The organism is Paracoccus aurantiacus (genome assembly GCF_007993065.1).
GTDB lineage: Bacteria > Pseudomonadota > Alphaproteobacteria > Rhodobacterales > Rhodobacteraceae > Paracoccus > Paracoccus aurantiacus.
Map to the genome: position 1 here is coordinate 175,309 of NZ_VOPL01000005.1, position 25,829 is coordinate 201,137.

Below are 25,829 nucleotides of genomic sequence, written 5' to 3' on the forward strand. Positions count from 1 at the left end.
CTTTCCTGCCCTGCCGCATCGGAATCGGATAGCAATCGCCTGTTGCGGCTGCTCTTATGGGCGACATGCCCGCGAAGGAGTTTGAGCATGTCGGATCGCAGCTATTACGCACCCAAGGGCGGCTTGCCGCCGCAGACGCAGCTTCTGACCGACAGGGCCATGTTCACGGAAGCCTATGCCGTGATCCCGAAGGGCACGTTCAGCGATATCGTCACCTCGTTCCTGCCGTTCTGGGATAAATCGCGCTTCTGGGTAATCGCGCGCCCGCTGTCGGGCTTTGCCGAGACGTTCTCGCAATATATCGCCGAGGTTCAGCCCGGCGGTGGAAGCGACCGGCCCGAGACGGATGAGGGCGTCGAAGCGGTGCTGTTCGTGGTCGAAGGTCAGATCACCCTGACCGTCGCCGGAAAGACTGACCGGCTGGAACCGGGCGGCTATGCATATATCCCGCCGGGCGTGGATTGGTCGCTTAAAAACGAAAGCGATGCGCCGGCGCGATTCCACTGGATCAGAAAGGCATATCAATATGTAGAGGGGCTGGACGCGCCCGATCCGATCGTCACCAATGAAACCCTGATCGAGCCGACCGCGATGCCCGATACCAATGGCGCATGGGCCACGACCCGTTTCGTGGACCCGGCCGATCTGCGCCACGACATGCATGTGACCATCGTGACGTTCCAGCCGGGCGGTGTGATTCCGTTTGCGGAAACGCATGTGATGGAGCACGGGCTTTATGTGCTGGAAGGCAAGGCCGTCTATCGCCTGAACCAAGACTGGGTCGAGGTCGAGGCCGGCGATTTCATGTGGCTGCGCGCCTTTTGCCCGCAGGCGTGCTATGCCGGTGGGCCGGGGCCGTTCCGCTATCTGCTGTATAAGGACGTGAACAGGCACATGCCGCTGTAGCTGGCAAAGCCTGCGCCTTCTGCCTTCCTTTCATGCCAGTCAGGACATTCTTGAAATTGCCGAAGCAGCATCAAATGCTATGCGATAATCATTCGTAAAATTTACACTACGATAGTGTGAAGCCGCGTTCGTGCCGTGGCAGCAGGCAAGTTGCTTCAAGGGGTCCGGTCCCGGCCCGACCGGGTATTATCGGCGCAACGAAGCGCCTTATTTTTCAGCACGAACGTATCGGCTGCCGTCAATTGCTGATCGTTGGGGTTGCCGGGCCACGAGTTCATCCGTGTCGTCTGGCAAATCGCCCGGCACCTTGGCACAGATGACAGAAATGAACTGACCGGCTGCCGTCTGGCAGCCCAAAAACAAGAAAAACACATCAACAATCGCAACAGGAGGGGACATTATGGCCTCGGATATTACGGCAAATACCGTCGATGAGGTTCTTCCGCCCGCCAGGCTGTTCACGCTTGGCCTTCAACATGTGCTGGTGATGTATGCCGGCGCCATCGCCGTGCCGCTGATCATTGGTCGCGCCCTTGCGCTGGAGCCGGAGCAGGTGGCCTTTCTGATCTCTGCCGACTTGTTCGTTTGCGGTCTGGTCACGATCATCCAGTCCTACGGAATGACCCCGTATTTCGGGGTCAAGCTGCCGGTTATGATGGGCGTGACCTTCGCCTCTGTCGGGCCGATGGTGTCAATCGCGCTTGCCAATCCCGGCACCGAGGGCGCGCGGATGCTTTTCGGGGCAATCATGGCGGCGGGCGTCATCTCGATGCTGATTGCGCCGCTGATGTCGCGCCTGATCCGCTTTTTCCCGCCAATCGTGACGGGCTCGATCATCCTCGTGATCGGGGTCAGCCTGATGCGGATCGGGATCAACTGGATCTTCGGGCTGCCGGTCGGGCCGACCGCGCCAAAGACCGTGAACCCTGACGCGCAGGCATGGGTCGATACCGTCACCAGCCTGAACGGCGCGCCGCCGGTCCCGGCGGGTTTTGCCCTGGCGCCGACCGTCGACAACCCGGCATATGCCGCGCCCCAGAACTTTCTGATCGCGGCCATCGTGCTGGGAACGATCATTCTGGTGATGAAATATGCGCGCGGTTTTCTGGGCAATATCGCGGTGCTGGCCGGCATCGTCGTGGGCGCGCTTGTCGCCGCCGCACTGGGGCTGATGCATTTCGACCGCGTCGATACGGCAGGCTGGTTCGCGCTGATCACACCCTTCCATTTCGGTATGCCGATCTTCGATCCGATCATGATCCTGACGATGACGCTGGTGATGATCGTCGTAATGATCGAATCGCTGGGCATGTTCCTGGCACTGGGAGAGATGTGCGGCCGCCATCCGACCCAGCAGGCGCTTGCCGCCGGTCTTCGGACCGACGGGCTTGGCACGCTGATCGGCGGCCTGTTCAACACCTTCCCCTACACGTCGTTCAGCCAGAATGTCGGGCTGGTCGGTGTCACCGGCGTGCGGTCCCGCTTTGTCTGTGTGGCCGGCGGCGCGATCATGATCGTGCTGGGTCTTGTGCCGAAGATGGGCGCATTGGTCGAGGCGCTGCCGACCGTTGTTCTGGGTGGGGCCGGGCTGGTCATGTTCGGAATGGTCGCCGCGACGGGCATCCGCATCCTGACCGGGGTGGACTTCAAGACCAACCGCAGCAACGCGTTTATCGTCGCGGTGTCGCTTGGGATGGGGATGATCCCGCTGATCGCCCCCGACTTCAAGATGCACATCCCCCATGCCATCCACCCGCTGATCGATTCCGGTATCCTTCTGGCATCAATCACCGCGCTGGTTCTGAACATGGTCTTCAACGGCGCGGCGCCGCTGTCGGATGATGAACTGCGCGAGGCGGCGATGCAGGCAGATAGCGGTCACTGACGGTGCGGCACAGGTCCTGTTTGGGCTAACAGGGCTTGCCCTGCCCGCGACGAGCCACCACAAGGGTGCGGCAGGTTTCTGCCGCGCCCATTTAACGATAAGGGAGACGCCGATATGGCATATGTTGACAAGGCTGGCCTTCAGGTCGCCACAGAACTGGCCGATTTTGCCGAGAACAAGCTTTTGGCAGGTATCGACGTATCTGCGGACGATTTCTGGGCCGGTCTCGCCGATCTGGTGGCGCGGTTCGCCCCCAAAAATGCCGAGGCGCTGGAAAAGCGGGAGGAACTGCAGGCAGCCATCGACAAATGGCATGTCGCGCATCGCAATGCCGATTTCGATGCCGAAGCCTATCGCGCCTTTCTCGAACAGATCGGCTATCTGAAGCCCGAAGGCCCCGATTTCACCATCGATACTGCCAATGTCGATCCCGAGGTCGCGACCATCAGCGGTCCGCAACTGGTCGTGCCGGTGATGAATGCCCGTTTCGCGCTGAACGCCGCCAATGCCCGCTGGGGCAGCCTTTATGATGCGCTTTACGGCTCGGACGCGATGGGTTCTCTGCCTGAGGGCAAGGGGTATGACGCGGCGCGGGGTGCGCAGGTGATCGCCTGGGCGAAGGATTTTCTGGATCAGGCCGTGCCGCTGAAAGATGCCAGCCACGCCGATGTGACCGGCTATACCGTCAAGGACGGCAAACTGGTCGCCACGACCGACAATGGCGAGGCAGCGCTTGCCGATCCGTCGAATTTCGCGGGCCATATCGGCGATGCGTCAAAGCCTGACGGCATCGTTCTTGTCCATAACGGCCTGCATATCATCATCGACATCGACCCCGATCATGCGATCGGCAAGACCGACAAGGCCGGCGTCAGCGATGTGCGGCTGGAATCTGCGATCTCTGCGATCATGGATTGCGAGGATTCCGTTGCCGCCGTCGATGCCACCGACAAGGTGCTGGCCTATGGGAACTGGCTGGGTCTGATGGACGGCTCGCTTGAGGAATCGTTCGAAAAGGGCGGCAAGCAAATGACGCGCAGTCTGAACCCCGACATTGCCTATACCGCGCAGGACGGCACCGCAGCCAAGCTGAAAGGCCGTGCGCTGATGTTCGTGCGCAATGTCGGCCACCTGATGACCAACCCCGCGGTGCTGACCGCCGAAGGGCAGGAGATTCCGGAAGGGATCATGGATGCGCTGTTCACGGTCGCGGCCACGATGCACGACCTGAATAGCGCGCAGGCCAATTCCGAAGCCTCGGTCTATATCGTGAAGCCGAAGATGCACGGCCCGGACGAGGTTGCGCTGGCGGACGAGATTTTCGGCGCCGTCGAAGACATTCTCGGCCTGCCGCGCCACACGATCAAGATCGGCATCATGGACGAGGAGCGCCGGACGTCGGCCAATCTCAAGGAATGCATCCGCGCCGCGCGCCATCGCGCCGCCTTCGTCAATACCGGCTTCCTTGACCGTACGGGGGACGAGATCCACACCTCGATGGAAGCGGGCCTGATGAAGCGCAAGGCGCAGATGAAGGATGAGCCGTGGCTGTCCAGCTATGAGGACCGCAATGTCGATATCGCGCTTGCGTGCGGCTTTCAGGGCAAGGGCCAGATCGGCAAGGGCATGTGGGCCATGCCCGACCGGATGCAAGCGATGCTGGAAGCCAAGATCGGCCACCCGAAATCAGGCGCAAACTGCGCATGGGTGCCGTCGCCGACCGCCGCCACCCTGCACGCGACGCATTACCACCAGGTCAATGTGAAGGACCGGCAGGACGAGATCATGAAGGCGGCCCCGCGCCGCAAGCTGTCAGAACTGCTGACGATCCCGCTTGCGCCGTCAAACGGCTATCCCGAGGACGAGATCGACGCCGAAATCCTGAACAACGCGCAGGGCATTCTTGGCTATGTCGTCCGTTGGGTCGATCAGGGCGTCGGCTGTTCAAAGGTGCCGGACATCAACGATGTCGGCCAGATGGAGGACCGCGCGACCTGCCGGATTTCGTCGCAGATGCTTGCGAACTGGCTGCATCACGGCATCGTCACCGAGGATCGCGTGATGGAGGCGATGAAGAAAGCCGCCGCTATCGTGGACCGCCAGAACGAGGGCGATCCGGATTATCTTCCGATGGGCGACGGCTCGGACTCGCTGGCCTTCCAGGCCGCCTGCGATCTGGTCTTCAAGGGCCGCGAACAGCCCTCAGGCTATACCGAGCCGCTGCTGCATGCGTATCGCCGCAAGTTCAAGGAACAGCACGGCGTCGCGTAGGTGGCTGCAGTAAAGGTATCGGCGCCTGATCGCGCCGATCCTTGCTGCGTAAAATTCAAGCGCGCTCGTCAGTCGTCTTCGAGTCGGGACTATCGTCTTGTATGAAGGTTTATGCGGACAGAGTTGTCGTTGCCAAGCTGGGCACGAATGTCCGATCTGTAATATCCGCGCCCTATTCCGACGAATTCACGCTGCCCCTCTCCGCTTCGCCCTGTCTGCAGCCCAGATGTCGTCGATGGATTCAACCGCCAAAGTTTCTTGTATCCGCTTGATGGCCGTGGGCGAGTATCGTGCGTGTGTGACGCCGCTGATCTGAAATTCCTTAAAACAGTCGGGGTCTTCACGGAGGGCGAGATAATCTACCACGGCGCGAGATTTCGGCGGAGTGAGCCCCACCTTTTCTGCCAAATCTTTCGCTCCCAGGCTGTAGTAGCCCAACTCATTCACACGTCGTATTGCTACGACCGCACCAGCCCCTTCGCCCTCCTTTAGGAGTTGGACTGGCGTTCCCTCGTTCTTCGTGAGGCGAAGGCAAAGGGTTGGGCCATCTCCTTCTGCCGTGATGTTGATCGACGCCACGCCGGGGAAGACGGTGGACCATGCCTCGCCATCGGCGATGCGCCTACAGACCTTCTGCAGTTCTCGGTCGCTAGGCTGTTCGTAATCGCCGTTCACCGCGCTCTCTAGCACAGCCAAGCTCCGTGCCTTTGCTACGGCATCCATTCTCCTTCGGGTGCCGGGAGCCAAGAGCCCCTTTATTTCCTCGATCTCCTTGTCAAATAGGGCCGCCAAGTCCTTTGGCGCCGTCGTGGAAATTGGAAGGACGCGCTCCGGCAGTTCGAGCAAAAGCTTCTCCTCAAAGATGTCGTCGTGAATATCGCGAAAGAGCGTAACGCCCGCCTGAGCATAGAAATACAACTGATGCTCTGACATATCGACGAGGTAGTGCTGGGCTGCATCCCGCTGCCCGTTAATCGTTTGAAGTGTAAGCGCCTGCTCGTCGGTCAGGAATTTCATGCCAGCGTCGGTCAACCCCCTGCGGACGCAGGCGTCAAAACCGATCGTCTGTTTCTCGCGCGCCTTCCTAATCTGCCCACCCTTCTGCCGAATTGCCGATTTGAGGAGCATCTCGAAGGAGTGGTCCAGCAAGATGAGAACGGCCTCCGCCCTGCCGCGATCCCAAGGGCGGTTGAAGTGGTCGATAGAAAGCACCAGCGCGTTTATCGCCTTTTCGCGAAGCTGACGAACTTCCTTCTTCATACGATTCCCAATGACCTCATAAATCCACGGCAACTCGCTTCTTCCGACATGCGCCAGGTCGTTCGACGAACTGAATGACCCAACATCGCTGGAAGCAGCCATTCGCGCAAGAAGCAGCATTGGTCTACCAAGGCTCAAATCGGACATTCGGCAGACGAACAAAGTCGGGTGGAAAACCGCCCTCAACTCCCCCGATAGGTCGAATACCCGTAAGGCGACAGCAGCAGCGGTACGTGGTAATGGCTCGCCTCTGACATGGTAAAGCGCAGCGGGATCACGTCCAGAAAATCGCGGCTGCCGATATAGTCGCCGGCGTGAAAGACCAGTTCGTAAGTTCCGGTGGCGAACTCGGTTTCCGGCAGGATCTGTTCGTCAGTGCGGCCGTCGGCGTTGGTGGTTACGGTCTTCAGATGCTCTCGCATCTCGCCGTCCAGCCTGAAAAGTTCGATCTTCAGACCCGCGGCAGGAATACCCTTCGCGGTGTCGAGAACATGCGTTGTCAGATATCCGGCCATGGTTGCCCCTGTTGCTGGTAAGCGCCGTCACCCGGCGCCGGTCAAGTCTGGACGAGTTCAGCCGCCCATCCCATATTGAACACACAAGAAGGTCATTCTGCAAAAAGGCGAAAGTCAATGCGATAGACCTGCGCTAGAACAGGTCACAAATGGAGGCTTTCATGAATCGTTACCCTCGCGATATGCGTGGCCACGGCCCGACCCCGCCCGATGCGAAATGGCCCGGCGGCGCGAAGGTCGCAGTTCAGTTCGTGCTGAACTATGAGGAGGGCGGAGAGAATTCCATTCTGCATGGCGATGCCGCGTCCGAGGCATTTCTGTCCGACATTGCCGGGGCGGCGATGTGGCCGGGGCAACGGCACTGGAACATGGAATCCATCTATGAATACGGCGCGCGGGCCGGCTTCTGGCGTCTGCACCGGCTGTTCACCGGCGCAGGCGTTCCGGTCACGATCTACGGCGTTGCCACGGCACTTGCGCGCAGTCCGGAACAGGTCGCGGCGATGAAGGATGCCGGCTGGGAAATCGCCAGCCACGGCCTGAAATGGGTCGAGCACAAGGACATGTCCGAAGCTGACGAGCGCGAAAGCATCGCCGAGGCGATCCGGCTTCACACAGAGGTCGTGGGCCAACCGCCCGAGGGCTGGTATACCGGGCGATGCAGTTGCAATACGGTCGAACTGACCGCCCAGACCGGGCAGTTCGCCTATATCTCGGATACCTATGATGACGATCTGCCTTACTGGAAGCGGATCAGGGGGCGCGACCAACTGGTCATCCCCTATACGCTGGAAGCCAATGACATGCGCTTCGCCACCGCGCCGGGCTATATCACCGGCGAGCAGTTCTTCCAGTATCTCAAGGATGCTTTTGACGTGCTTTACGCGGAAGGCGAGGCGGGCGCGCCCAAGATGATGAGCGTCGGCCTGCATTGCCGCCTGATCGGGCGACCGGGCAAGCTTGCGGGACTGAAGCGCTTTATCGAATATATTCAGGGCTTTGATGGCGTCTGGACGCCGCGCCGCATCGACATTGCCCGGCACTGGGCGGCGACCCATCCGCCCCAGCAATACGAACGCCCATCAGAAATGGAACGCGCCCGCTTTGTCGAGCTGTATGGCGGCATTTTCGAACACTCGCCTTGGATCGCGGACCGGGCCTTCGATCTGGAACTCGGGCCTGCGCACGATAGCGCGGTCGGTCTGCATAATGCGCTCTGCCGCGTCTTTCGCTCCGCCTCCGAGGAAGAACGGCTGGGCGTGCTGACCGCGCACCCGGATCTGGCGGGCAAGCTTGCGCAAGCCAAAAGGCTGACCGCGGAATCGACCGAGGAGCAGGCGAGCGCCGGGCTGGATGCACTGACCGATGCGGAACGCGCCGAGTTCACCCGGCTGAATGACGATTACGTCGCCAAGCACGGCTTTCCCTTCATCATCGCGGTGCGCGATCACGACAAGGACGGCATCCTGTCCGCATTCCGACGCCGCATCGACAATGACCGCGCGACCGAATTTGCCGAGGCGTGCCGACAGGTCGAACGCATTGCCGGGCTGCGGCTGGCGGCGGTTCTGCCATGAGCGGGATTACCGCCGAGGCGCTGACCGCAGAGGCATTCGCCCCATTCGGCGAGGTGCTGGAAATCAGTGGCAGCCCCGACAAGATCATCAATCAGGGCAAATGCGGGCGGTATCACGACCTCGCCGCGATGGATTTCGCCGCAGAGAACGGCGGTGGCCGCGCAGGGATAAGCCTGTTTCACGCCGAACTGCGCGAAATGCCCTATACGCTGGACCTGCTGGAGCGTCATCCGCTTGGCTCGCAGGCGTTTATCCCGATGTCCCCATCGCGATTTCTGGTGACTGTCGCCGAGGATATGGGCGGCAGGCCGGGGACGCCGCGTGCCTTTATCGCGCGGGCAGGGCAGGGCGTTAACCTGCATCGCAATGTCTGGCATGGCGTTCTGTGTCCGCTGGACGGCAGCGGGCTTTACGGTGTCATCGACAGGATCGGAGAGGGCAGCAATCTGGAAGAATGCTGGCTTGACCCGCCTGTGCTGATCTCTGCGTAGCGTCCGCCCTCAGAAATGGTGCAGCACCAGAGGCCGACCGTCATGCTGTGTCACCATAACCGGGGTATCGTAAAGCGCGCCAAGCCCGTTTTCGGTCAGCACGTCCTGCGGCGCGCCCTCGGCAAGAATGCGGCCATCCTTCAGCGCGACGATATGGTCGGCCCATGCGGCGGCGTAATTCACCTCGTGCAGCACGACGACGACACTTTTGCCCGACGCGCGGACAAGCTGCGACAGGCGCGCCATCAGGCTGCGGGCATGAGACATGTCGAGATTGTTCAGTGGTTCGTCCAGCAGCAGCCAGTCGGTATCCTGTGCGAAGGTCATCGCCAGATAGGCGCGCTGCGCCTGGCCGCCGGAAACCTCGTCCAGGAAGCGGTGGGCAAGCGGCGTCAGGCCGAACGCCTCTAACGCGTCGGCGGTGATCGCGCGGTCCTGCGGCCGGGGCCGACCCTGATGATGCGGCCAGCGACCGAAAGCGACCAGATCGGACAATCGCAGCCTGCTTGCGATAACCGTCTGCTGTCCCAGCACGGCCATGCGGCGCGCGATCTCGGCGCTTGGCGTGCGGGCAAGATCGAGGTCGTCGATATGGATGCTGCCGGTCTGGAGCGGTTCCAGCCGGCCGATCAGGCGCAGGAGCGTGGACTTTCCCGCGCCATTCGGCCCGATCAATGCGGTCAGCCTGCCGCGCGGCAGATCGGCGGTGATGTCGTTAAGGATGGATGCGCCGCCAATCTGGTGGCTGACGCCTGAAAGCCGGATCATCGGACACGCCCTTTCAGAAGCAGGTAAAGGAAGAACAGCCCGCCGGCGAACTCTATCACCACAGATAGCGCGGTCTGCTGGTGAAGCACGCGTTCGAACAGCATCTGCCCGAACACGAGGATATTCGCGGCGATCAATGCGCTTGCCGGCAGCAGCAGGGCGTGGCGATGCGACCGGACCAGTCCATGTGTCATGCCGGTTACAATCAGGCCAAAGAAGGCCGCCGGACCGAACACCGCCAGCGGGCCGACAAGCGCCGTCGAGACAGAAATCAGCAGCGCCACCAGTCCCAGCGTTGCCGCCACCATCGGGGCGTGGCGCAGCCCCAGCGATACGGCGCTGTCACGACCAAGTGCGAGAACGTCGAGCCGCGGGGCAAGCCACAAGGCGGCAGCAACGCCGATCCCGCACAGCAGCGCACCGACCGGCAGCAGCGCCTCGTTCGCGCGGGTGAAGCTGACAACGGTCGAGGCCTGAACGACGGCAAATTCGTTCGGGTCGATCAGCCGGATCATCAGCCCCGAGGCAGAGCGGAACATGACGCCCAGAATCACACCCGTCAGGATCGTGCGGCCAATATCTCGGGAACCACGCCCCAGCAGCGATCCGAACAGCAGGATGGCAAGCGCACACATGACGGCGACCTCAGCCAGAAACTTTGCGACGACGGGTACGGCGGCAAAGCCGGCAATGCCGAAGCTGGCGATCAGGCTGGTCTGAAGCAGCACATACAGCGAATCGAAGCCCATGATCGACGGGGTCAGCACCCGGTTCGCCGCGACTGTCTGAAACAGCACCGTCGACACGCCGATTCCGCATGCAACGACCAGCATCGTGCCCAGCTTGAGCGCGCGCAGATGCAGGATGAAACCGCGATTTCCGTCTGCCAGACCCTGAAAAAGCCACAGCGCCGATGCTACGGCCAGCAGCGACGCAAGCCCGGTCAGAAGGCGCAGCCCGCCAAGGGGCGGGCGTGCGGCGATATGCAGCGCGGCGTCAGACATGGGCCGGCTTGCGATATAACAGGAACAGGAAAATGCCCGCGCCCACGAATCCCATGACCGTGCCGACCGGGATCTCGAACGGATAGCGCACCAGCCGGCCGATCAGGTCGCAGAACAGCAAAAGCGCCGCCCCGCCCGCCGCGGCCACGGGCAGCGACTGGCGCAGATTGTCGCCCATGATGCGGGACACGATATTCGGCACGACCAGACCGATGAACGGGATCATGCCGACCGTCGCCACAACCATCGCCGAAACCAGCGAGACGACGACCAGACCAAGCCGCATGACGCCGCGTGTGCCCAGCCCCAGACCGGTCGCGACCTCGTCACCCAGGCTGAGGATCGCGAAACGATCGGCCGCGAACCATGCCAGCGCGGCCGCCGCCCCGGCGATCCACAGCACCTCGTACCGCCCGGCAACCACGCCCGAGAATTCGCCGGTCATGAGCCATGTGGTGATAAGCTGGACGAGATCGGCCTGCCAGGCGATCCACGTGACGACCGCGCCGATCACGCCGGACAGCACGATGCCTGTGATCGGCACCAGCATGATCTCTCGCGGGGGAAGGCGGCGGATCAGTGCGACGAACAGCGCCGTGCCGGCAAGGCCGGTCGCGGCGGCAACGGCGATCTTTATCCAGATCGGCGCTGCCGGGGCCAGAAAGGTGATCGCCAGCAGGCCGAGCGCCGCGCTTTCGGATGTGCCGACCGTATCGGGTCCGACAAAACGGTTGCGCACCAGCGCCTGCAACAGCATCCCGGCAACGGAAAGAGCCGCGCCCGTCAGCAGCACCGCCAGTGTGCGCGGCAGCCGCGACTCCATCAGAACCAGCAGCGCCCAAGGATCGCTTGGCGCGGTGAATATGTCGATGCTTGCGGCCCCGGTCATGAGGCTCGCAAGCGACAGCGGCAGAAGCGCCGCAATCATCACGCCAAGCGCATACTTCACTTGGTCAGGGCTGCAAGCAGCGCATCCGTCACCGACATCAGCGAGCCATAGCCGCCGCCGCCGATATACATCTCTGCCGCCGGCAGATAGACCACCTGACCTTTCTGCCAGGCCGTTGTGCCTTCGATCAGCGGGGTTTTCAGCGTCGCCTCGGCGCTCTGGCCTTCTTCGCCGACGGCGGCACCGCGATCCAGCACCAGCAGCCAGTCGGGATTCGCATCGGCAATAGCTTCGGGCGTCAGGGCATTGCCGTGGCGGTCCTCGTTTGACAGATCGGCGATTGCCGGGGCCATGCCGGTTGCGTCATGCAGCCAGCCGAAACGCGAGCCGGTGCCATAGGCCGCGATTTTCGGCCCGTTGGTCATCAGCACCAGCGCGGTGCCTTTTCCTTCGCCCGCGGCTTTCAGCTCTGCCAGGCGGGTGTCGATGGAATCGTTCAGCTTGGCTGCGTCCTCGGACTTGGCGAACAGGCTGCCATAAGCGTCAATGCGCGCCTTGGCATCGCCGATCAGGTCCGGGCCGATCGTCATGTTGATCGCGGGCGCGACCTGTGCGACGGCGTCTTTCTGCGCGGCGGAACGGCCGCCGACGATGATAAGGTCCGGTGCCAGACCCGCCAGCTTTTCCAGATCAGGCTCGAAAAGGGTGCCGACGGTGTCAAGTTTCAGCGCCTCGTTCTCGACAAGCGCGGGGACATACAGTTGGTCAGGCACGGCTGCGGGCGTCACGCCAAGCGCGTTCAGGCTGTCGATTGCCGCCACGTCGAATGCCACCACATTGGCAGGCGGCGCGGGCAGCGTCACGTCACCCTGCGCGGTCGCGATGGTGACATCCTCGGCCAGTGCGGGAAAGGCAAGCATGGCGCTGGTGAAAAGGGCGGCGGCGAATGGGCGCATTATCGGCTCCTCATGGGGTCAATGATGGGCGTGTGGCTGAGGCTGGCTTCACGCGACGCCCCTGCTTCTAGTCGCGTGCTGCCCTTGGGTCCAGTGCCTGAGTAAATTTCTTTGATATAGGGCGGGCACCGGTTGCGCCGTCATCCCCTTTCAGGCCAGTTGACATGCCCGCGCGCGATGCGAAACTAGGCTGTTGCGGATGAGGATGCCTTGAATTCTAACCAAATTGTCCTGGACGGGACGGAGATCGACCTCGCCACGCTGCGGCGCATTGCCGCGGGCGATGTTCGCATAGAGATTGCAGACACAGCGATAGACCGTGTGCAGGCCGGGCGCGACAGCTTCATGGCGGCGCTTGACCGCGGGCAGGCGATTTACGGATCGACCACAGGGGTCGGTGCGCTGAAGGATGTCGAACAGCATGGCTCGGAGATGGTCGAATATACCCGCTCTCTGCCCTTTGCCCATCAGGTCGCCGTGGGTGAAGACGTGCCTGATGGCCTTGTGCGCCTGACAATGGCCTTGCGGCTGAATTCGGCGCTGACCGGGCAGGTCGGGGTTTCGGTCGGCTTTGTGCGCTTTCTGCAGAAGATGCTGGAGAAGGGGCTTCTGCCGGTGATGAACGTGCGCGGCACCGCCGGGGCGGCCGATCTGGGCCAGATGGGCCAGCTTGCGACGGTCATGGCGGGCGAGGGCATGGCGAGGCTGAACGGCAGAAAGATGCCCGCTGCCGAAGCGCTGGCGCTGGCGGGAATGGCGCCATATCCGATGCCGCCGCGCGACGGCCTTGCGGCGGTCGCCACGAACTCTTTCGGGTTGGCCAAGGCGGCGATGTATATCATCCGTGCGGGATGCACGCTGCGGCGCGAAATGGCGCTGGCGCTTATGGCGGCACAGGCGATGGGGCAGAGCCGCGACGTCTGGCTGGCAGCCGGCCATAACGGGCTTCCGCAGGAACGCTGGGTCGCGCTGTGGCTGCTGGCCAGTTCCGCTGACTGCGACTGGCCGAAAGCGAATCGCGTGCATGACCCGCTATCGGCGCGGATGATCGCACAGATATTCGGTGCCTCGGCAAATGCGATTCTGGAGGCGGGCCGCGCGGTGCGGGCGGAAACGGCGCATGTCGACGACAATCCGATTGTCGTTGATGGCCGGGTCGTAACCTCGGGCGGCAGCCTGTTGCTGTCGCTTTCGATGCGCATGGCCTCGGTCCAGCTTGCGCTGGCACATCTTGCCCGCAACGCCTTCAACCGATGCCTTCTTATGGTCAACGGTCAGCTTGAGGGACTGCCTGTCAATCTGGTCCCGCCCGGAGTCGTCGCCACCGGATACGGCCCGATCATGAAGCTGGCGCTGGAACAGGTCGTGCGCGTGACCGATGCCTCGACCCCGGTATCGGTGCTGAACCAGGCCGTCGCCGCAGGGCTGGAGGACGAGGCCGCCTTCATCTCGCTGACCGCGTGGCGTCTGGCCGAACAGCTTGACGCACTGGACTGGTTGCAGGCGGTCGAGGCGATCCTGTCGGCGCAGGCGCTGGATCTGCGCGGTGTCGCCCCGGCACCCGGCGTTGTCGAACATCTGTATCGCGAAACCCGCAGGCACGTTCCGACGTTGACGCGCGATATACCGCAATCGGCGGGGATCACAGCGGTTCGGGAAGCGCTTTGCTCGCACGGATTGCAGGCAGAATTGCTGGAGCTTGCGCCACTTTCGCCATTCGATGACATTTTGGGTATTGCGCCCGAGCCGGAAACCGAACGCAATGCCTCTACGCGACCGAAACAGGAGCATATGCAATGAAGCGCCTTACCACTCTTGCCGCAGCCACCCTGATCGGGCTGGGCAGCGCCGCCAGCGCCAAGGACATCGTCGTCTCATCGAAGATCGACACTGAGGGTGGCCTGCTGGGCAACATCATCTTCCTCGCCCTTCAGAACGCTGGTTTGCCGGTGCAGGACAAGCTGCAGCTTGGCGGCACCCCGATCGTTCGCGACGCGCTGACATCAGGACAGATCGACATCTATCCCGAATATACCGGCAACGCCGCCTTCTTCCATAACGAGGCCGACAGCGAGGTCTGGAAGAACGCGGCCGAGGGTTACGCCCGCGCGGCCGAACTCGACAAGGATGCGGGTCTGATCTGGCTGGAACCCTCGCCGGCCAACAATACCTGGGCCATTGCGGTGCGACAGGATGTGGCAGATGGCGGCAGCCTGAAGACCATGTCGGATTTCGGCAAATACGTCGCCGATGGCGGTGACGTGAAACTGGCGGCGTCGACCGAATTTGTGACCTCTCCTGCGGCGCTTCCGGCGTTTCAATCCACCTATGGGTTTGAGCTGACCCCGGATCAACTTGTCCAGCTTTCGGGGGGCGATACGGCGGCGACGATTGCTGCGGCGGCGCAGCAGACCTCGGGTGTGAACGCGGCGATGGTCTATGGCACTGACGGCGGTATTCAGCCAGCCGGCCTTGTCGTGATGGAGGATGACAAGGCGGTTGAGCCGGTCTACCAGCCTGCGCCGGTCGTCCGCGCCGCCGTGCTGGAGGAACATCCCCAGATTGCCGAGGTGCTGAACCCGATCTTCCAGGGCCTGTCGCTGGAAACCCTGCAGGAACTGAATGGCCGCATTCAGATCGGCGGAGAGCCGGCGAATGCCGTGGCGAAGGATTATCTGACCCAGCAGGGTATCCTTAAGTAACGCAGGCGGGTCGGTGCGCAGGCGCACCGACCTGTCCGCCGATCAGAGCGGAGCGCCATGACCGACCTTGCCAGCCCTGCAGGCACAGCATCGACACCGGCGATCAGCCGGCCGGGACTTCTGTTCGCGGCGCTTGGATTTGTTGGTCTGGTCGTCCCTCTGGTGCAGTTCAAAGCCAACCGGATCGTTCTGGGCGAAGGCGTGCTTCTTCCCGGCGCGCTTGGCGCCGCGGGTTGGCTGCTGGCTGCGGCTTTTGCTGTCGGTCTGCTTGCAGGTATCTCGGCCCGGCTTGACTACAGATTGCGGCTGCTGATCGGCTGCGCCGGGGTGGTTGCAGCCCTTCTGGCGCTTGGCGCGACGGCGCAGGCGCTGACCCCGCCCGATAACAACATGGCCCGCGTCGCCCCTGCCACCGGCTTCTGGCTTCTGATGCTGGCATTCGCGCTTATGGCCACCGACGCCTTGTCGCGCATGCATCTCAGCCTGGCGCAGCGCTGGCTGATGCTGGCCGGTGCGGGCGTGGTCATAGGCGCGATCCTGTGGTCGGGCTGGCTCGACGGTGTTTCGGTCATGCGAGAATATGCCGCGCGCAAGGATCTGTTCTGGCGCGAGGCCTGGCGGCATCTGATTCTCGCCTTTGGCTCGCTTGGCGCGGCGCTGGTTGTCGGCTTGCCGATCGGGATCGGCATCTACCAGTCCCCGCGTCTGCGTCGCCCGGTGCTGGGAGTGCTGAATATCCTGCAAACCATCCCGTCGCTGGCACTTTTCGGGATCATGATCCCGATTTTCGGCTGGATCGCCGCCAATGTGCCCGGCGCGGCCTCTGCCGGGATCGCGGGGATCGGGATCTTTCCGGCATTGGTCGCGCTGTTTCTGTATTCGCTGCTGCCGGTCGTATCGAACACGCTTGTGGGGCTGAACGGGGTCTCGCCGGCGGCGCGCGACGCGGCCTTCGGGCTTGGGATGACAGAGGCGCAGGTGCTGCGCGGGGTTCTGCTGCCGCTGGCGCTTCCGGTCATCATCGCGGCGGTGCGGATCGTGCTGGTGCAGAATATCGGCCTTGCGGTCATCGCCGGGCTGATCGGGGGCGGCGGCTTCGGGACATTCGTGTTTCAGGGACTGAATCAGACGGCGATGGACCTTGTGCTTCTGGGTGCGCTGCCGACCATCGCGCTGGCGCTGATCGCGGGGATCGCGCTTGACCTGCTTGTCGAGGCGCTGGATCGCCACAAGCCCGAAAGGACCGAGGCATGATCGAGATCAGGAACCTGACCAAGCGGTATGACGAAACGACGGTCGTGGACGATGTCAGCCTGACCGTCGAGACCGGGCAGATCGCGGCGCTTGTCGGCACGTCAGGGTCTGGCAAGACAACGCTTCTGCGCATGATAAACCGTCTGGTAGAGCCGACTTCGGGCACCGTTCTGATCGACGGGACCGACACCGCCACCATCGCACCGCATATCCTGCGGCGTCGTATCGGCTATGCCATTCAAGGCCACGGGCTGTTCCCGCACCGCACCGTTGGGCAGAATATCGCGACGGTGCCGACCCTGCTGAAATGGCCCGAGGCAGAGATCCGCGCCCGCGTGGACGAACTGCTGGAGTTGTTCCAGCTTGACCCCGCGCAGTTTCGCGACCGCATGCCGCACGAACTTTCGGGTGGTCAGCAGCAGCGCGTCGGCGTGGCGCGCGCGCTGGCGGCCCGGCCAGAGCTTTTGCTGATGGATGAGCCTTTCGGCGCGCTCGACCCCGTGATCCGTGCCAAGGCGCAAGAGGATCTGCGCGCGCTTCAGCGTCAGCTTGGCACGACACTGGTCATTGTCACCCATGACATGGAAGAGGCCGTGGCCCTTGGCGACCGGATCGCTGTCATGGACAAGGGAAGGCTTCTTCAATACGGCCCGCCCGACGAGATCCTGACCGCGCCCGCCACGCCTTTCGTTCAGGCACTGATCGGCGAGGGCGAGCGTCCGTTCCGTCTGCTGTCACTGTCCACGGTCGCTGATCTGGTCCAGCCCGGCGAGGCACCCGGCCCGGCAATTCCGCCCGAGGCCAGCCTGCGCGATGCGCTTGCGGAATGCCTGTGGTCGGGGCGCGAGCTGCTGCCCGTCGAAGGCGGCGGGATCGTGACGCTTGCCCGGCTTCGCGAATGCGCGACGGGTGCGGGGGCGGCGACGACATGATCGCCCGGCTGCTTCTTGGATTGGCGGCGCTGTTTCTGGTGGCCTTCCTGCTCAGCCCGGACAGTTTCGCATGGCTGTTCCGTCCACTGACCAGCAATAATGCGCCCGCCATCTATACACAGACGAGCCTTCTCAGCCTGACGCTTTCACATTTGGGGCTGGTGGCGTTGGCGGTCATCGCGTCGACGATTGTTGCGGTCGGTCTGGGCATCCTTGTCACGCGACCGGCGGGCCGGGAGTTTCTGCCGCTTGCCCGCACGATCACCTCGGTCGGCCAGACTTTCCCGCCGGTGGCGGTGCTGGCGCTGGCGGTTCCGGTCATGGGGTTCGGGGCCGGGCCGACGCTGGTTGCGCTGTTCCTTTATGGCCTTCTGCCGATCTTCGAAAATACCCTGACCGGACTGACCAGCCAGCCGCCTGACGTCACCGAAGCCGCGCGCGGCATGGGCCTGACCCGCCGGCAGCGGCTGTGGCAGGTCGAATTGCCGTTGGCCCTTCCGCTTATTCTGGCCGGGATAAGGCTGTCGGCGGTGATCTCGCTCGCGACGGCGACCATCGGATCGACGGTCGCTGCCAAGACACTGGGAGAGGTGATTATCGCCGGGCTTCTGTCCTCGAACACTGCCTTCGTTGCGCAGGGTGGTCTGGTCGTGGGGCTTCTGGCGATCCTGATCTATGAGGGCTTTCAGGCGCTTGAAAGCCGCGGCGCAAGGCGGATGGGCACGGCCGGCCGCTAGGCGGTGCCGATCTCTGCCACGATCTGCGCGATCTGGGCGAAGCGGTCAGCCAGGGGGTTCGACTTCCGCCAGACCATCCCGATGGTTCGGACAGGCGCAGGTCGCGGCAGTTTTGCGGTTGAAACGCTGGCCAGCCGCGTTTCAACCTCGACCGCCATTTCCGGGATCAGGGTGACGCCGATCCCCGCACCCACCATCTGCACCAGCGTCGAAAGCGAACTTCCCTCCATCAGGCCGCGCGCCGGCTGGGGCAATTTGCAGAAGGACAGCGCCTGATCGCGGAAGCAGTGCCCCTCCTCCAGCAGCAGAAGGCGCATCTGCTGCAGCCCCTCGGCGTTCGGCACAGGCTTTTCGGCATCGGCAAGCGGGCGGACAAGCACGAACTCTTCGTCGAACAGCGCAACCTCGTGCAGCGCTGGTTCCGATACCGGCAACGCGACGATGGCGATGTCCAGACGCGATTCCAGCAGATCCTCGATCAGCCGCTGCGTCACGGTTTCACGCGGCTGCGGATCAAGCGCCGGGAACTGGCGGTGCAGTGCCTGAATCAGCCGTGGCAGCAGATAGGGCGCGACTGTCGGGATGACCCCGATGCGCAGCGGGCCGGACAGGCTGTCCCCATCTGCACGGGCCAGATCGCCCAGCTCATCGACCGAGCGCAGGATCTCGCGCGCGCGGGCCGCAAATTGATGCCCAAGCGCGGTCAGCCGGACCTGACGCGCGCCGCGTTCGACCAGCGGCGCGCCAAGCTGGGCCTCAAGCTCTTTGATCTGCATCGACAGCGCGGGCTGAGTGATCGCGCAATCCTCGGCCGCGCGTCCGAACTGGCCGGTGCGGGCAAGTGCCTCGAAATAGCGGAGCTGTTTGAGGGTCAGCGAATTCATCAGAATAAATTATACTATCATTAAGAAAATGCAATTATTCATTATCTGACTGCGGTGCTACGATGTCCGCCGAAACGCAGACGTAAGCAGCAGTTTGCCCTTATTTTATGGCAACTGCCTCGCCAGCAAGGAGAATTTCATGGACGGCAACGACATTCCGCAGGGCAAATGCCCCGTCATGCATGGCGGCAATACCGAGATGGGCGATTCGGTCACTAGCTGGTGGCCCAAAACGCTGAATCTGGACATTCTCAGCCAGCATGATACCCGCACCGATCCCATGTCCAAGGGCTATGACTATCGCGAAGAGCTGAAAAAGCTGGATGTCGAGGCGCTGAAGGCCGATGTGTTGGCGCTGCTGACCGACAGCAAGGACTGGTGGCCTGCGGATTACGGACATTACGGCCCGATGATGGTGCGTGTTTCGTGGCACGCGGCCGGGTCTTACCGTCTGGCCGATGGCCGGGGTGGTGCTGCCACAGGCAACCAGCGCTTTGCACCGCTGAACAGCTGGCCGGATAACAGCGGCACCGACAAGGGCCGCCGCCTGCTGTGGCCGATCAAGAAGAAATACGGCAACAAGATTTCCTGGGCCGACCTGATCGCGCTTGTCGGCACCGTGGCTTACGAATCGATGGGTCTGAAGACCTTTGGCTTCGGCTTCGGACGCGAGGATATCTGGCATCCCGAAAAGGACACCTATTGGGGCAATGAAAAGCAGTGGCTGGCGCCGTCCGATCAGCGGTATGACGATGTGGACAAGCCCGCGACCATGGAAAACCCGCTGGCCGCCGTCCAGATGGGCCTGATCTATGTGAACCCCGAAGGCGTGAACGGTGTCCCCGACCCGCAGAAGACCGCCGATCAGGTGCGCGAGACGTTCAAGCGCATGGCGATGAACGACGAAGAAACCGCCGCGCTGACTGCCGGTGGCCACACGGTCGGCAAGTGTCACGGCAATGGCAGCGCCGAAGACCTTGGCCCGGAACCGGAAGGTGCGGGGCTGGAAGATCAGGGCCTTGGCTGGCTGAACAAGCGCACGCGCGGCATCGGTCGCGATCAGGTCGTGGGTGGCCCGGAAGGGGCCTGGACATCGAACCCGATCGAATTCGATGACGGCTATTTCCGCATGCTGATGGATCACGAGTGGGAACTGACCAAATCCCCCGCCGGTGCCAACCAGTGGAAGCCCGTGAACATCGCTGAAGGCGACATGCCCCCGGATGTGGAAGATCCATCGATCCGCACCATGCCGATGATGTCCGATGCCGATATGGCGATGAAGGTCGACCCGATCTATCGCAGCTATCTAGAGAAGTTCCGCGCAGATCCCGAATATTTCCGCGACACATTCGCGCGCGCATGGTTCAAGCTGACCCACCGCGATCTGGGGCCGAAGGACAATTATTTCGGACCGGACGTGCCGGAAGAAGATCTGATCTGGCAGGACCCGGTGCCGCATGGCCCGACCGGCTATGATGTCGAGGCGGTGAAGGCAAAGATCGCCGACAGCGGCTTGTCGGTTGCCGACATGGTCGCGACCGCGTGGGACAGTGCCCGGACCTATCGCGGCTCGGACAAGCGGGGCGGTGCCAATGGGGCACGCATCCGTCTGGCTCCGCAGCGCAGCTGGGAAGGCAACGAACCCGACCGCCTGTATCGCGTATTGGCAAAGCTGGAACCGATCGCCGAAGAAACCGGCGCAAGCGTCGCTGACGTGATCGTGCTGGCTGGCAATGTCGGGGTCGAGCAGGCGGCGAAAGCGGCTGGTTTCGATGTGAAAGTGCCATTCACGCCCGGTCGCGGCGATGCGACGGCCGAACAGACCGATGCCGAAAGTTTTGAGCCGATGGAGCCCTTGGCCGATGGTTTCCGCAATTGGGAAAAGAAGAAATATGTCGTCTCGCCCGAGGAAATGATGCTGGACCGCGCCCAGCTTCTGGGCCTGACTGCACCCGAAATGACCGTGCTGGTCGGCGGCATGCGGGCCATGGGCACCAATCATGGCGGCAACAAGCACGGCGTTCTGACCGACCGTGAAGGCGCGTTGACGAATGACTTCTTCGTCAACCTGACCGACATGGATTATTCTTGGCACCCCGCCAAGGATGGCACGTTCGAAATCCGCGACCGCGCCACGGGCGACACGAAATGGACCGCGACCAGTGCCGATCTGGTCTTCGGCTCGAACTCGATCCTGCGCGCCTATTCCGAGGTTTATGCACAGGACGACAACGCGGAAAAATTCGTCAACGACTTCGTTTCGGCGTGGTCCAAGGTCATGGATAACGACCGCTACGACGTCAAAGCCGCAGCCTGAGCCTTGGGCGCCCCCTGTTGGGGCGCCTCAGCTCAACACTCGGAGGGGCTGGAACACCGGCCCCTCTTTTGTTTGGGCGAAATGCCCCTCGATTCCGAAGGTGTGGGCCAGATTGTCGGGCGTCAGCACATCGACGGGCTTGCCGTCAGCTACGATCCGGCCCTGATCCATCAACACCAGCCGCGTGCAATGCCGCGCGGCCAGACCAAGATCGTGCAGCGACGCAATGACGGTACGCCCTTCATCGGCGAGGTCGCGGAAAAGCTGCATCGTGGCGATCTGATATGCGGGGTCGAGGCCGGCAATCGGCTCATCCGCCATCAGAACGGGCGTATCTTGCGCCAGCGCGCGGGCGATCAGGGTGCGGGCGCGCTCTCCGCCCGACAGTTCGGTGACGGCGCGGTGACGCAGCGATTGCAGGCCCATGCGGGACAGCGCGGCCTCGATATGGGCTGCATCGGCATCGGGGCGGCGATGGGGGATGCGGCCAAGGCGGATCAGGTTTTCGACGCTGATGGGCCACGCGGCCTCGCGTTCCTGCGGCAGCCAAGCGGCGATCAGTGCGCGCTTTGCGGGCGGCAGTGCGGCAAGGCTGGACAGGCCACTGGCCGGGATCAGGCCAAGCATGGCGCGCATCAGGGTTGTTTTACCAGCGCCGTTCGGTCCGATCAGGCCGATGAGTTCGCCCGGTTCCAGGGACAGGCTGGCGTGGTCGAGGGTCAGCCGCCCTCCGCGCTTGACGGTCAGGTCGGAAATCTCGATCCGCATCAAAGCCCCCGCCTTTGCCGCCAGATCAGTTGCAGAAAGACCGGCGCGCCGATCAACGCCATGACCACGCCAAGTTTCAGATCGCGGCCCGGCATGACCACGCGCACCGCGATGTCGGCAGCCAGCACCAGCGCCGCACCGCCAAGTGCCGAAGCCGCCAGCAGCCGCCCCGGCCTGCCGCCGACAGCCCCGCGCAGCAGATGCGGCACGACCAACCCGACAAAACCGATGGCGCCCGCGACCGCCGTCGCCGCACCGACCATCGCCGCGACCCCCAACACGACCCGAAGGCGCAGCGCACGCAGGTTGATGCCCATGGACGCTGCCCCATCTTCGCCCAGTGTCAGCGCATCAAGCCCGCGCCCGCTGCCCCACAAAAGCGCCGCACCTGCCGCCATGATGGGGGCGGCGATGGCGACATGCAGCCATGACCGATCCGCCAGCGATCCCATCATCCAGAACACGATCTCGCCCGCCGCAAAGGGATTGGGCGACAGATTCAGCACCAGCGAGGTCAGCGCACCCGCAAAGGCGGAAATTGCCACCCCGGCAAGGATCAGCCCCAGCGATCCGCCGCCCGGTCCTGCCAGCAGCAGGATCAGACCGACCGCGATGACCGCGCCCGTCAGCGCCGAAAGCGGCAGCGCCAATGCGAGGGCTGTTGCAAGACCAGTCTGCAATGCGATTACCGCGCCAAGCGCGGCAGACGCGGAAACGCCGATCAGCCCCGGCTCTGCCAGCGGGTTGCGCAGATAGCCCTGCATCGCGGCGCCAGACAGCCCCAGCGACGCGCCGACCGCCGCGCCCAGCACGGCGCGGGGCAATCGGATTTCGCGCATCACCAGCCCAAGCGCGTCGTCGCCCGTCCACAGCGCGCGGATGCTTTCGCCGATGCCCGCGCCCGCCGGACCGATCAGGATGGATGCCAGCATCAGCAACAGACACAGGACGGACAGGGACAGAAGCAGCCTCATTCCGACAAGTCCGCGATCGTGCCGGCGATGGCGGGCAATCCGCAGATCCAGTCGCGGTCGGGCACGGTGCGTCGCGTCGTGGGGATGGCGGTGAACGCCGGATGATCCAAAACGCTTTCCGCCCGAGACGGCGTGCTGTAGCGGCTGCCTGTGACCAGCAGTTCGGGCGCTGCCATGACCAGTTGCTCCAGCGCGATCTGTCCGCCCGCCAAGCCCAACCGGTCAGCCAGCAGAACCAGACCTGCGCGGCTCATCGCGTCGCCCGACAGGCTTTCGGGCCCAGTGGTGAACCCGTTTGCCGCATAGGTCGCGGCCAACCGCGCCTGACCGGGCCTGATCGCCGCAAGATCGGCATCGAATTGCGCCAGCACCCGCGCCGCGCGTTCGGGCTGGTCCAGCAAAGCGCCCATATCGGTGATGCCGTGGCGGATATCCGACACCGAATTCGCGGGCGGCAGCGTTTCGACCCGGATGCCAAGACGGCGCAGCATGTCGGTTGCAGGGCCGGTCGAATAGGTGCCGGCAAGGACCAGATCGGGGGCATCCAGAAACAACTCCTCTGCCGCGCCGTGGTTCAGGGGAAAATCGGCAGCCTTATCCGCCATGACCGAAACCGACGGATCGGCGGCCAGCCAGGACACCGACACCAACTGCCCCGGCGCGGCGATCAGCATGGCAAGCTGATCGGTGCAGAGGTTCATCGACACCACTCGCTGGGGTGCAGCCACCGCCGCGCTTGCTAAAGCGATCAGCAGCGCGGCGGCGATCTTTACCATTTCGCGTGAAGGCCCAGATAGGCCGCGCGCCCGCGCGCCGGATAGCCCCATGCGTCGCTATAATCTTCGTCTAACAGGTTCGTGACCCGACCCGTCAGTCGCACGCGGTCGGTCAGGTCATAGCCTGATGCGACATTGACCACGGTATAGCTGGGCAATTCCTTCACGCTGTAGCTTCCCCAGCTTTCGGCATCGTAGCTGCCTGATGAGTGGACCACATCGCCCGAAATGCTTCCGCGCCCTTCGGCGAAAAGCAATGTCGCGTTCAGCCCAAGCTGGTGGCGCGGGCGGCGCAATTCCACGCTGCCGTCGGGGTTCTTCGCGTCCAGATAGGTGTAGCTGGCACCGAGGCTCAAGTCGTCCGTCGCCTGATAATCGCCGCTGATTTCGACGCCCTCGCGACGGCTGGTGCCACGTTGATTATAGTAATTCGTCCCGTCAGGCAGGGTCACGCTGCTGAATGTGATCTCATTTTCCAGGCGTTCGTTGAAATAGGTCACATCGACGACCGCGCGCCCGTCCAGAAGCGTCGCCTCTGCACCAAGGTCGAAGCCACGATTTTCCTCGGGCGTGAGGTTCGGATTACCGGCATAGCCATAGCCGCCGAACAGTTCCAGATAGGACGGATTGACCACGCCTGTGCCCGCAGATGCGTGCAGCCGAAGCGGTGCGTTGGGAAGCTGATACGATACGCCAAGCGACCAGGTGGTTGCGTCGTTGAAAACGTCGTTATCGTCGTGGCGCAGGCCAAGCTGCAGATCCAGCCCTGATGCCAGCGCCGCGCGATATTCCATGATTGCCGAAGTGGAGCGGCGGCGCTGCTCGTCTGAAAGGCTGTTCTCGTCCTTGCGCCGCTCCAGCCCGAAGGCAATCGACTGGCTGGCGTCGTCAGCCCGGCCGTCGATCCCGTAAAGCGCACGATATTTCCAAAGCTCGGTCCGGGCCTCTGCTTCGCTCCATTGATGATCGTCGAAGCGATAGCGGGTCTGGTCATAGGACAACCGATGGGTCAGCCGGCCACCCAGAGTTTCCGCCTCCAGCCAAAGCTGACCGGTGCGCTCCTCTCGGTCAGCGCGGGCGTCGCTGTCGATCAGGTAGTCATCGGCGCTGGTGGCCGCCCAGTTCGAGGCGTCGTAATCATATTCCTCATCCACGCGGCGCAGATGAAGCCCGGCGCGAAGGGCGTCGGTCAGCTGATAATCGCCCGAAAGCTGAATGCTGGAGGCGCGCAGGCCGTCGTCCTCGCCTCCGCTGCCAGAGATATCATACCCATGATCGTTGCGTCGGCTGAAATTCAGCGCCACGCCGCCGCGCGTGGTTCTGCGACTGACATGCGCATAGCCCGACCAGCCATCGCCGTATTCGACCCCTGCACGGGCCTGACTGCCCTCGGCTCCGCTGTCGGTGATGATGTTGATGACCCCTGCGGACGCATCCGCGCCGAAGAAAACCGATTGCGGCCCCCGCAGAACCTCGATCCGTTCGATATTCGCCGCCGAGAGGCCCGAGAAGTAATATTCCTGATCCCCCGCCTGCGCGCGGATGCCGTCGATCAGCACCAGAGTGTGGTTGCCCTCGGCACCGCGAATGCGGATCTGGGTGTTGGATTCGCCGGTCGCGCCGACGGACAGTCCCGGCACCTGGCGCAGGGCGTCCTGAACCGTCGCGATGCCACGTTCCTGCATCTGCTGGCCGGTGATGACCGTATTCGCACGGCCATAGCTGCGCGCATCTATCGGGCTGAGACCGGCATCGAGATAGATCGTGCCGAGATTGAACGTGTCGGTTTGCTGTGCCAGCACGGTGACGGGCAGGGCGCTGGTAAGAAGGAACAGGGCAAGGCGCATTGGCATGTCTTTCCATTTGGCCCGTGAAGTCCGGGACCGTGGCGAGGATATGCCTGCGGAAAACCGCAGACGGGGAATCGTCACCGCTGCGGTCATGCCGCTTCCCTGGCGCG

22 protein-coding genes are annotated in these 25,829 nt (G+C 63.1%); 11 read left to right on the forward strand and 11 right to left on the reverse strand.

The annotated features are described in order from the left end of the window. The first annotated feature begins 87 nt into the window (after positions 1-87). The 3 genes from FQV27_RS13415 (at position 88) to FQV27_RS13425 (ending at position 5,062) form a co-directional block, all read left to right on the forward strand. Positions 88-906, forward strand: a complete 819-nt coding sequence (locus FQV27_RS13415) for a bifunctional allantoicase/(S)-ureidoglycine aminohydrolase (protein WP_147099374.1) — start codon at positions 88-90, stop codon at positions 904-906. A 400-nt stretch (positions 907-1,306) separates the two neighbouring features. Beyond that, positions 1,307-2,791 carry a nucleobase:cation symporter-2 family protein gene (locus tag FQV27_RS13420; RefSeq protein WP_147099376.1) on the forward strand — a complete coding sequence of 495 codons (1,485 nt, stop codon included), beginning with the start codon at positions 1,307-1,309 and terminating at the stop codon, positions 2,789-2,791. Positions 2,792-2,905: 114 nt separating this feature from the next. Beyond that, on the forward strand, positions 2,906-5,062 hold the full coding sequence (locus FQV27_RS13425; RefSeq protein ID WP_147099378.1) for a malate synthase G: 2,157 nt from the start codon (positions 2,906-2,908) through the stop codon (positions 5,060-5,062). Positions 5,063-5,248: 186 nt separating this feature from the next. Here the strand turns inward: FQV27_RS13425 and FQV27_RS13430 are convergent, their stop codons facing one another. Next, a complete protein-coding gene (locus FQV27_RS13430) occupies positions 5,249-6,442 on the reverse strand; it encodes a DUF3644 domain-containing protein (protein WP_222611700.1) in 1,194 nt (397 codons plus the stop codon). 62 nt (positions 6,443-6,504) lie between these two features. Next, complete coding sequence (uraH, locus tag FQV27_RS13435) at positions 6,505-6,837, reverse strand: hydroxyisourate hydrolase (RefSeq protein ID WP_147099380.1); 333 nt, start codon at positions 6,835-6,837, stop codon at positions 6,505-6,507. Between the two features lie 161 nt (positions 6,838-6,998). On the opposite strand from uraH, the gene puuE reads away from it, so the two are divergent. Both puuE and FQV27_RS13445 read left to right on the forward strand, forming a co-directional pair. Next, positions 6,999-8,414, forward strand: a complete 1,416-nt coding sequence (puuE, locus tag FQV27_RS13440) for an allantoinase PuuE (protein WP_147099382.1) — start codon at positions 6,999-7,001, stop codon at positions 8,412-8,414. Then, a complete protein-coding gene (locus FQV27_RS13445; RefSeq protein ID WP_147099384.1) occupies positions 8,411-8,905 on the forward strand; it encodes an ureidoglycolate lyase in 495 nt (164 codons plus the stop codon). The genes puuE and FQV27_RS13445 overlap by 4 nt, the downstream gene beginning before the upstream one ends. Before the next feature lie 9 nt (positions 8,906-8,914). Here the strand turns inward: FQV27_RS13445 and FQV27_RS13450 are convergent, their stop codons facing one another. From FQV27_RS13450 to FQV27_RS13465, 4 genes are read right to left on the reverse strand one after another with little or no spacing between them, the layout of a single operon-like run. Then, a complete protein-coding gene (locus tag FQV27_RS13450; RefSeq protein WP_147099386.1) occupies positions 8,915-9,673 on the reverse strand; it encodes an iron ABC transporter ATP-binding protein in 759 nt (252 codons plus the stop codon). Beyond that, complete coding sequence (locus FQV27_RS13455; RefSeq protein ID WP_147099388.1) at positions 9,670-10,677, reverse strand: iron chelate uptake ABC transporter family permease subunit; 1,008 nt, start codon at positions 10,675-10,677, stop codon at positions 9,670-9,672. The genes FQV27_RS13450 and FQV27_RS13455 overlap by 4 nt, the downstream gene beginning before the upstream one ends. Then, complete coding sequence (locus tag FQV27_RS13460) at positions 10,670-11,605, reverse strand: ABC transporter permease (RefSeq protein WP_147099583.1); 936 nt, start codon at positions 11,603-11,605, stop codon at positions 10,670-10,672. Before FQV27_RS13460 ends, FQV27_RS13455 begins: the two co-directional genes overlap by 8 nt. 17 nt (positions 11,606-11,622) lie before the next feature. Next, a complete protein-coding gene (locus tag FQV27_RS13465) occupies positions 11,623-12,522 on the reverse strand; it encodes a siderophore ABC transporter substrate-binding protein (protein ID WP_147099390.1) in 900 nt (299 codons plus the stop codon). A gap of 210 nt (positions 12,523-12,732) precedes the next feature. Here FQV27_RS13465 and FQV27_RS13470 point away from each other — a divergent pair, with 210 nt between their 5' ends. Genes FQV27_RS13470 through FQV27_RS13490 form a run of 5 tightly spaced genes read left to right on the forward strand, consistent with a single transcriptional unit; the run spans position 12,733 to position 18,147 of the window. Then, on the forward strand, positions 12,733-14,322 hold the full coding sequence (locus FQV27_RS13470) for an aromatic amino acid ammonia-lyase (RefSeq protein WP_147099392.1): 1,590 nt from the start codon (positions 12,733-12,735) through the stop codon (positions 14,320-14,322). Next, positions 14,319-15,224 (forward strand): glycine betaine ABC transporter substrate-binding protein OsmF, encoded by a 906-nt coding sequence (gene osmF / locus FQV27_RS13475; protein ID WP_147099395.1) that lies wholly within the window; start codon positions 14,319-14,321, stop codon positions 15,222-15,224. The genes FQV27_RS13470 and osmF overlap by 4 nt, the downstream gene beginning before the upstream one ends. Positions 15,225-15,281: 57 nt before the next feature. Further along, positions 15,282-16,478, forward strand: a complete 1,197-nt coding sequence (locus FQV27_RS13480; RefSeq protein ID WP_147099397.1) for an ABC transporter permease — start codon at positions 15,282-15,284, stop codon at positions 16,476-16,478. After that, positions 16,475-17,410, forward strand: a complete 936-nt coding sequence (locus FQV27_RS13485) for an ABC transporter ATP-binding protein (RefSeq protein ID WP_147099399.1) — start codon at positions 16,475-16,477, stop codon at positions 17,408-17,410. The genes FQV27_RS13480 and FQV27_RS13485 overlap by 4 nt, the downstream gene beginning before the upstream one ends. After that, positions 17,377-18,147: an ABC transporter permease gene (locus FQV27_RS13490; RefSeq protein ID WP_377768728.1), complete on the forward strand. Its 771-nt coding sequence runs from the start codon at positions 17,377-17,379 to the stop codon at positions 18,145-18,147. Before FQV27_RS13485 ends, FQV27_RS13490 begins: the two co-directional genes overlap by 34 nt. Here the strand turns inward: FQV27_RS13490 and FQV27_RS13495 are convergent. Continuing rightward, positions 18,144-19,031, reverse strand: coding sequence for a hydrogen peroxide-inducible genes activator (locus FQV27_RS13495; protein WP_147099402.1), 888 nt, complete (start codon positions 19,029-19,031; stop codon positions 18,144-18,146). The genes FQV27_RS13490 and FQV27_RS13495 overlap by 4 nt on opposite strands. Before the next feature lie 139 nt (positions 19,032-19,170). Between FQV27_RS13495 and katG the strand changes: the two genes are divergently transcribed. After that, positions 19,171-21,351, forward strand: coding sequence for a catalase/peroxidase HPI (gene katG, locus FQV27_RS13500; protein ID WP_147099405.1), 2,181 nt, complete (start codon positions 19,171-19,173; stop codon positions 21,349-21,351). Positions 21,352-21,378: 27 nt separating this feature from the next. Here katG and FQV27_RS13505 read toward each other — a convergent pair whose 3' ends face one another. The 4 genes from FQV27_RS13505 to FQV27_RS13520 are packed head-to-tail and all read right to left on the reverse strand — an operon-like array spanning position 21,379 to position 25,716. Then, entirely contained in the window at positions 21,379-22,119 is a 741-nt protein-coding gene (locus tag FQV27_RS13505; RefSeq protein ID WP_147099407.1) for an ABC transporter ATP-binding protein, read from the reverse strand. Next, the gene (locus tag FQV27_RS13510) at positions 22,119-23,093 is read right to left on the reverse strand and encodes a FecCD family ABC transporter permease (protein WP_147099409.1); all 975 of its coding nucleotides are present in this window, start codon (positions 23,091-23,093) and stop codon (positions 22,119-22,121) included. The genes FQV27_RS13505 and FQV27_RS13510 overlap by 1 nt, the downstream gene beginning before the upstream one ends. Next, positions 23,090-23,869 (reverse strand): ABC transporter substrate-binding protein, encoded by a 780-nt coding sequence (locus FQV27_RS13515; RefSeq protein ID WP_147099411.1) that lies wholly within the window; start codon positions 23,867-23,869, stop codon positions 23,090-23,092. Before FQV27_RS13515 ends, FQV27_RS13510 begins: the two co-directional genes overlap by 4 nt. Beyond that, the gene (locus FQV27_RS13520) at positions 23,863-25,716 is read right to left on the reverse strand and encodes a TonB-dependent receptor plug domain-containing protein (RefSeq protein WP_246133106.1); all 1,854 of its coding nucleotides are present in this window, start codon (positions 25,714-25,716) and stop codon (positions 23,863-23,865) included. Before FQV27_RS13520 ends, FQV27_RS13515 begins: the two co-directional genes overlap by 7 nt. Between the last annotated feature and the right edge of the window lie 113 nt (positions 25,717-25,829).

Coding starts and splice junctions, on each gene's coding strand:
- puuE (WP_147099382.1), top strand. CDS start 6,999: ATGAATCGTTACCCTCGCGATATGCGTGGCCACGGCCCGACCCCGCCC.
- FQV27_RS13445 (WP_147099384.1), top strand. CDS start 8,411: ATGAGCGGGATTACCGCCGAGGCGCTGACCGCAGAGGCATTCGCCCCA.
- FQV27_RS13425 (WP_147099378.1), top strand. CDS start 2,906: ATGGCATATGTTGACAAGGCTGGCCTTCAGGTCGCCACAGAACTGGCC.
- osmF (WP_147099395.1), top strand. CDS start 14,319: ATGAAGCGCCTTACCACTCTTGCCGCAGCCACCCTGATCGGGCTGGGC.
- FQV27_RS13415 (WP_147099374.1), top strand. CDS start 88: ATGTCGGATCGCAGCTATTACGCACCCAAGGGCGGCTTGCCGCCGCAG.
- FQV27_RS13420 (WP_147099376.1), top strand. CDS start 1,307: ATGGCCTCGGATATTACGGCAAATACCGTCGATGAGGTTCTTCCGCCC.
- FQV27_RS13485 (WP_147099399.1), top strand. CDS start 16,475: ATGATCGAGATCAGGAACCTGACCAAGCGGTATGACGAAACGACGGTC.
- FQV27_RS13430 (WP_222611700.1), bottom strand. CDS start 6,442: ATGCTGCTTCTTGCGCGAATGGCTGCTTCCAGCGATGTTGGGTCATTC.
- FQV27_RS13455 (WP_147099388.1), bottom strand. CDS start 10,677: ATGTCTGACGCCGCGCTGCATATCGCCGCACGCCCGCCCCTTGGCGGG.
- FQV27_RS13465 (WP_147099390.1), bottom strand. CDS start 12,522: ATGCGCCCATTCGCCGCCGCCCTTTTCACCAGCGCCATGCTTGCCTTT.
- FQV27_RS13520 (WP_246133106.1), bottom strand. CDS start 25,716: ATGCGCCTTGCCCTGTTCCTTCTTACCAGCGCCCTGCCCGTCACCGTG.
- uraH (WP_147099380.1), bottom strand. CDS start 6,837: ATGGCCGGATATCTGACAACGCATGTTCTCGACACCGCGAAGGGTATT.
- FQV27_RS13510 (WP_147099409.1), bottom strand. CDS start 23,093: ATGAGGCTGCTTCTGTCCCTGTCCGTCCTGTGTCTGTTGCTGATGCTG.
- FQV27_RS13505 (WP_147099407.1), bottom strand. CDS start 22,119: ATGCGGATCGAGATTTCCGACCTGACCGTCAAGCGCGGAGGGCGGCTG.
- FQV27_RS13480 (WP_147099397.1), top strand. CDS start 15,282: ATGACCGACCTTGCCAGCCCTGCAGGCACAGCATCGACACCGGCGATC.
- FQV27_RS13490 (WP_377768728.1), top strand. CDS start 17,377: ATGCGCGACGGGTGCGGGGGCGGCGACGACATGATCGCCCGGCTGCTT.
- FQV27_RS13450 (WP_147099386.1), bottom strand. CDS start 9,673: ATGATCCGGCTTTCAGGCGTCAGCCACCAGATTGGCGGCGCATCCATC.
- FQV27_RS13495 (WP_147099402.1), bottom strand. CDS start 19,031: ATGAATTCGCTGACCCTCAAACAGCTCCGCTATTTCGAGGCACTTGCC.
- FQV27_RS13460 (WP_147099583.1), bottom strand. CDS start 11,605: ATGATTGCGGCGCTTCTGCCGCTGTCGCTTGCGAGCCTCATGACCGGG.
- katG (WP_147099405.1), top strand. CDS start 19,171: ATGGACGGCAACGACATTCCGCAGGGCAAATGCCCCGTCATGCATGGC.
- FQV27_RS13515 (WP_147099411.1), bottom strand. CDS start 23,869: ATGGTAAAGATCGCCGCCGCGCTGCTGATCGCTTTAGCAAGCGCGGCG.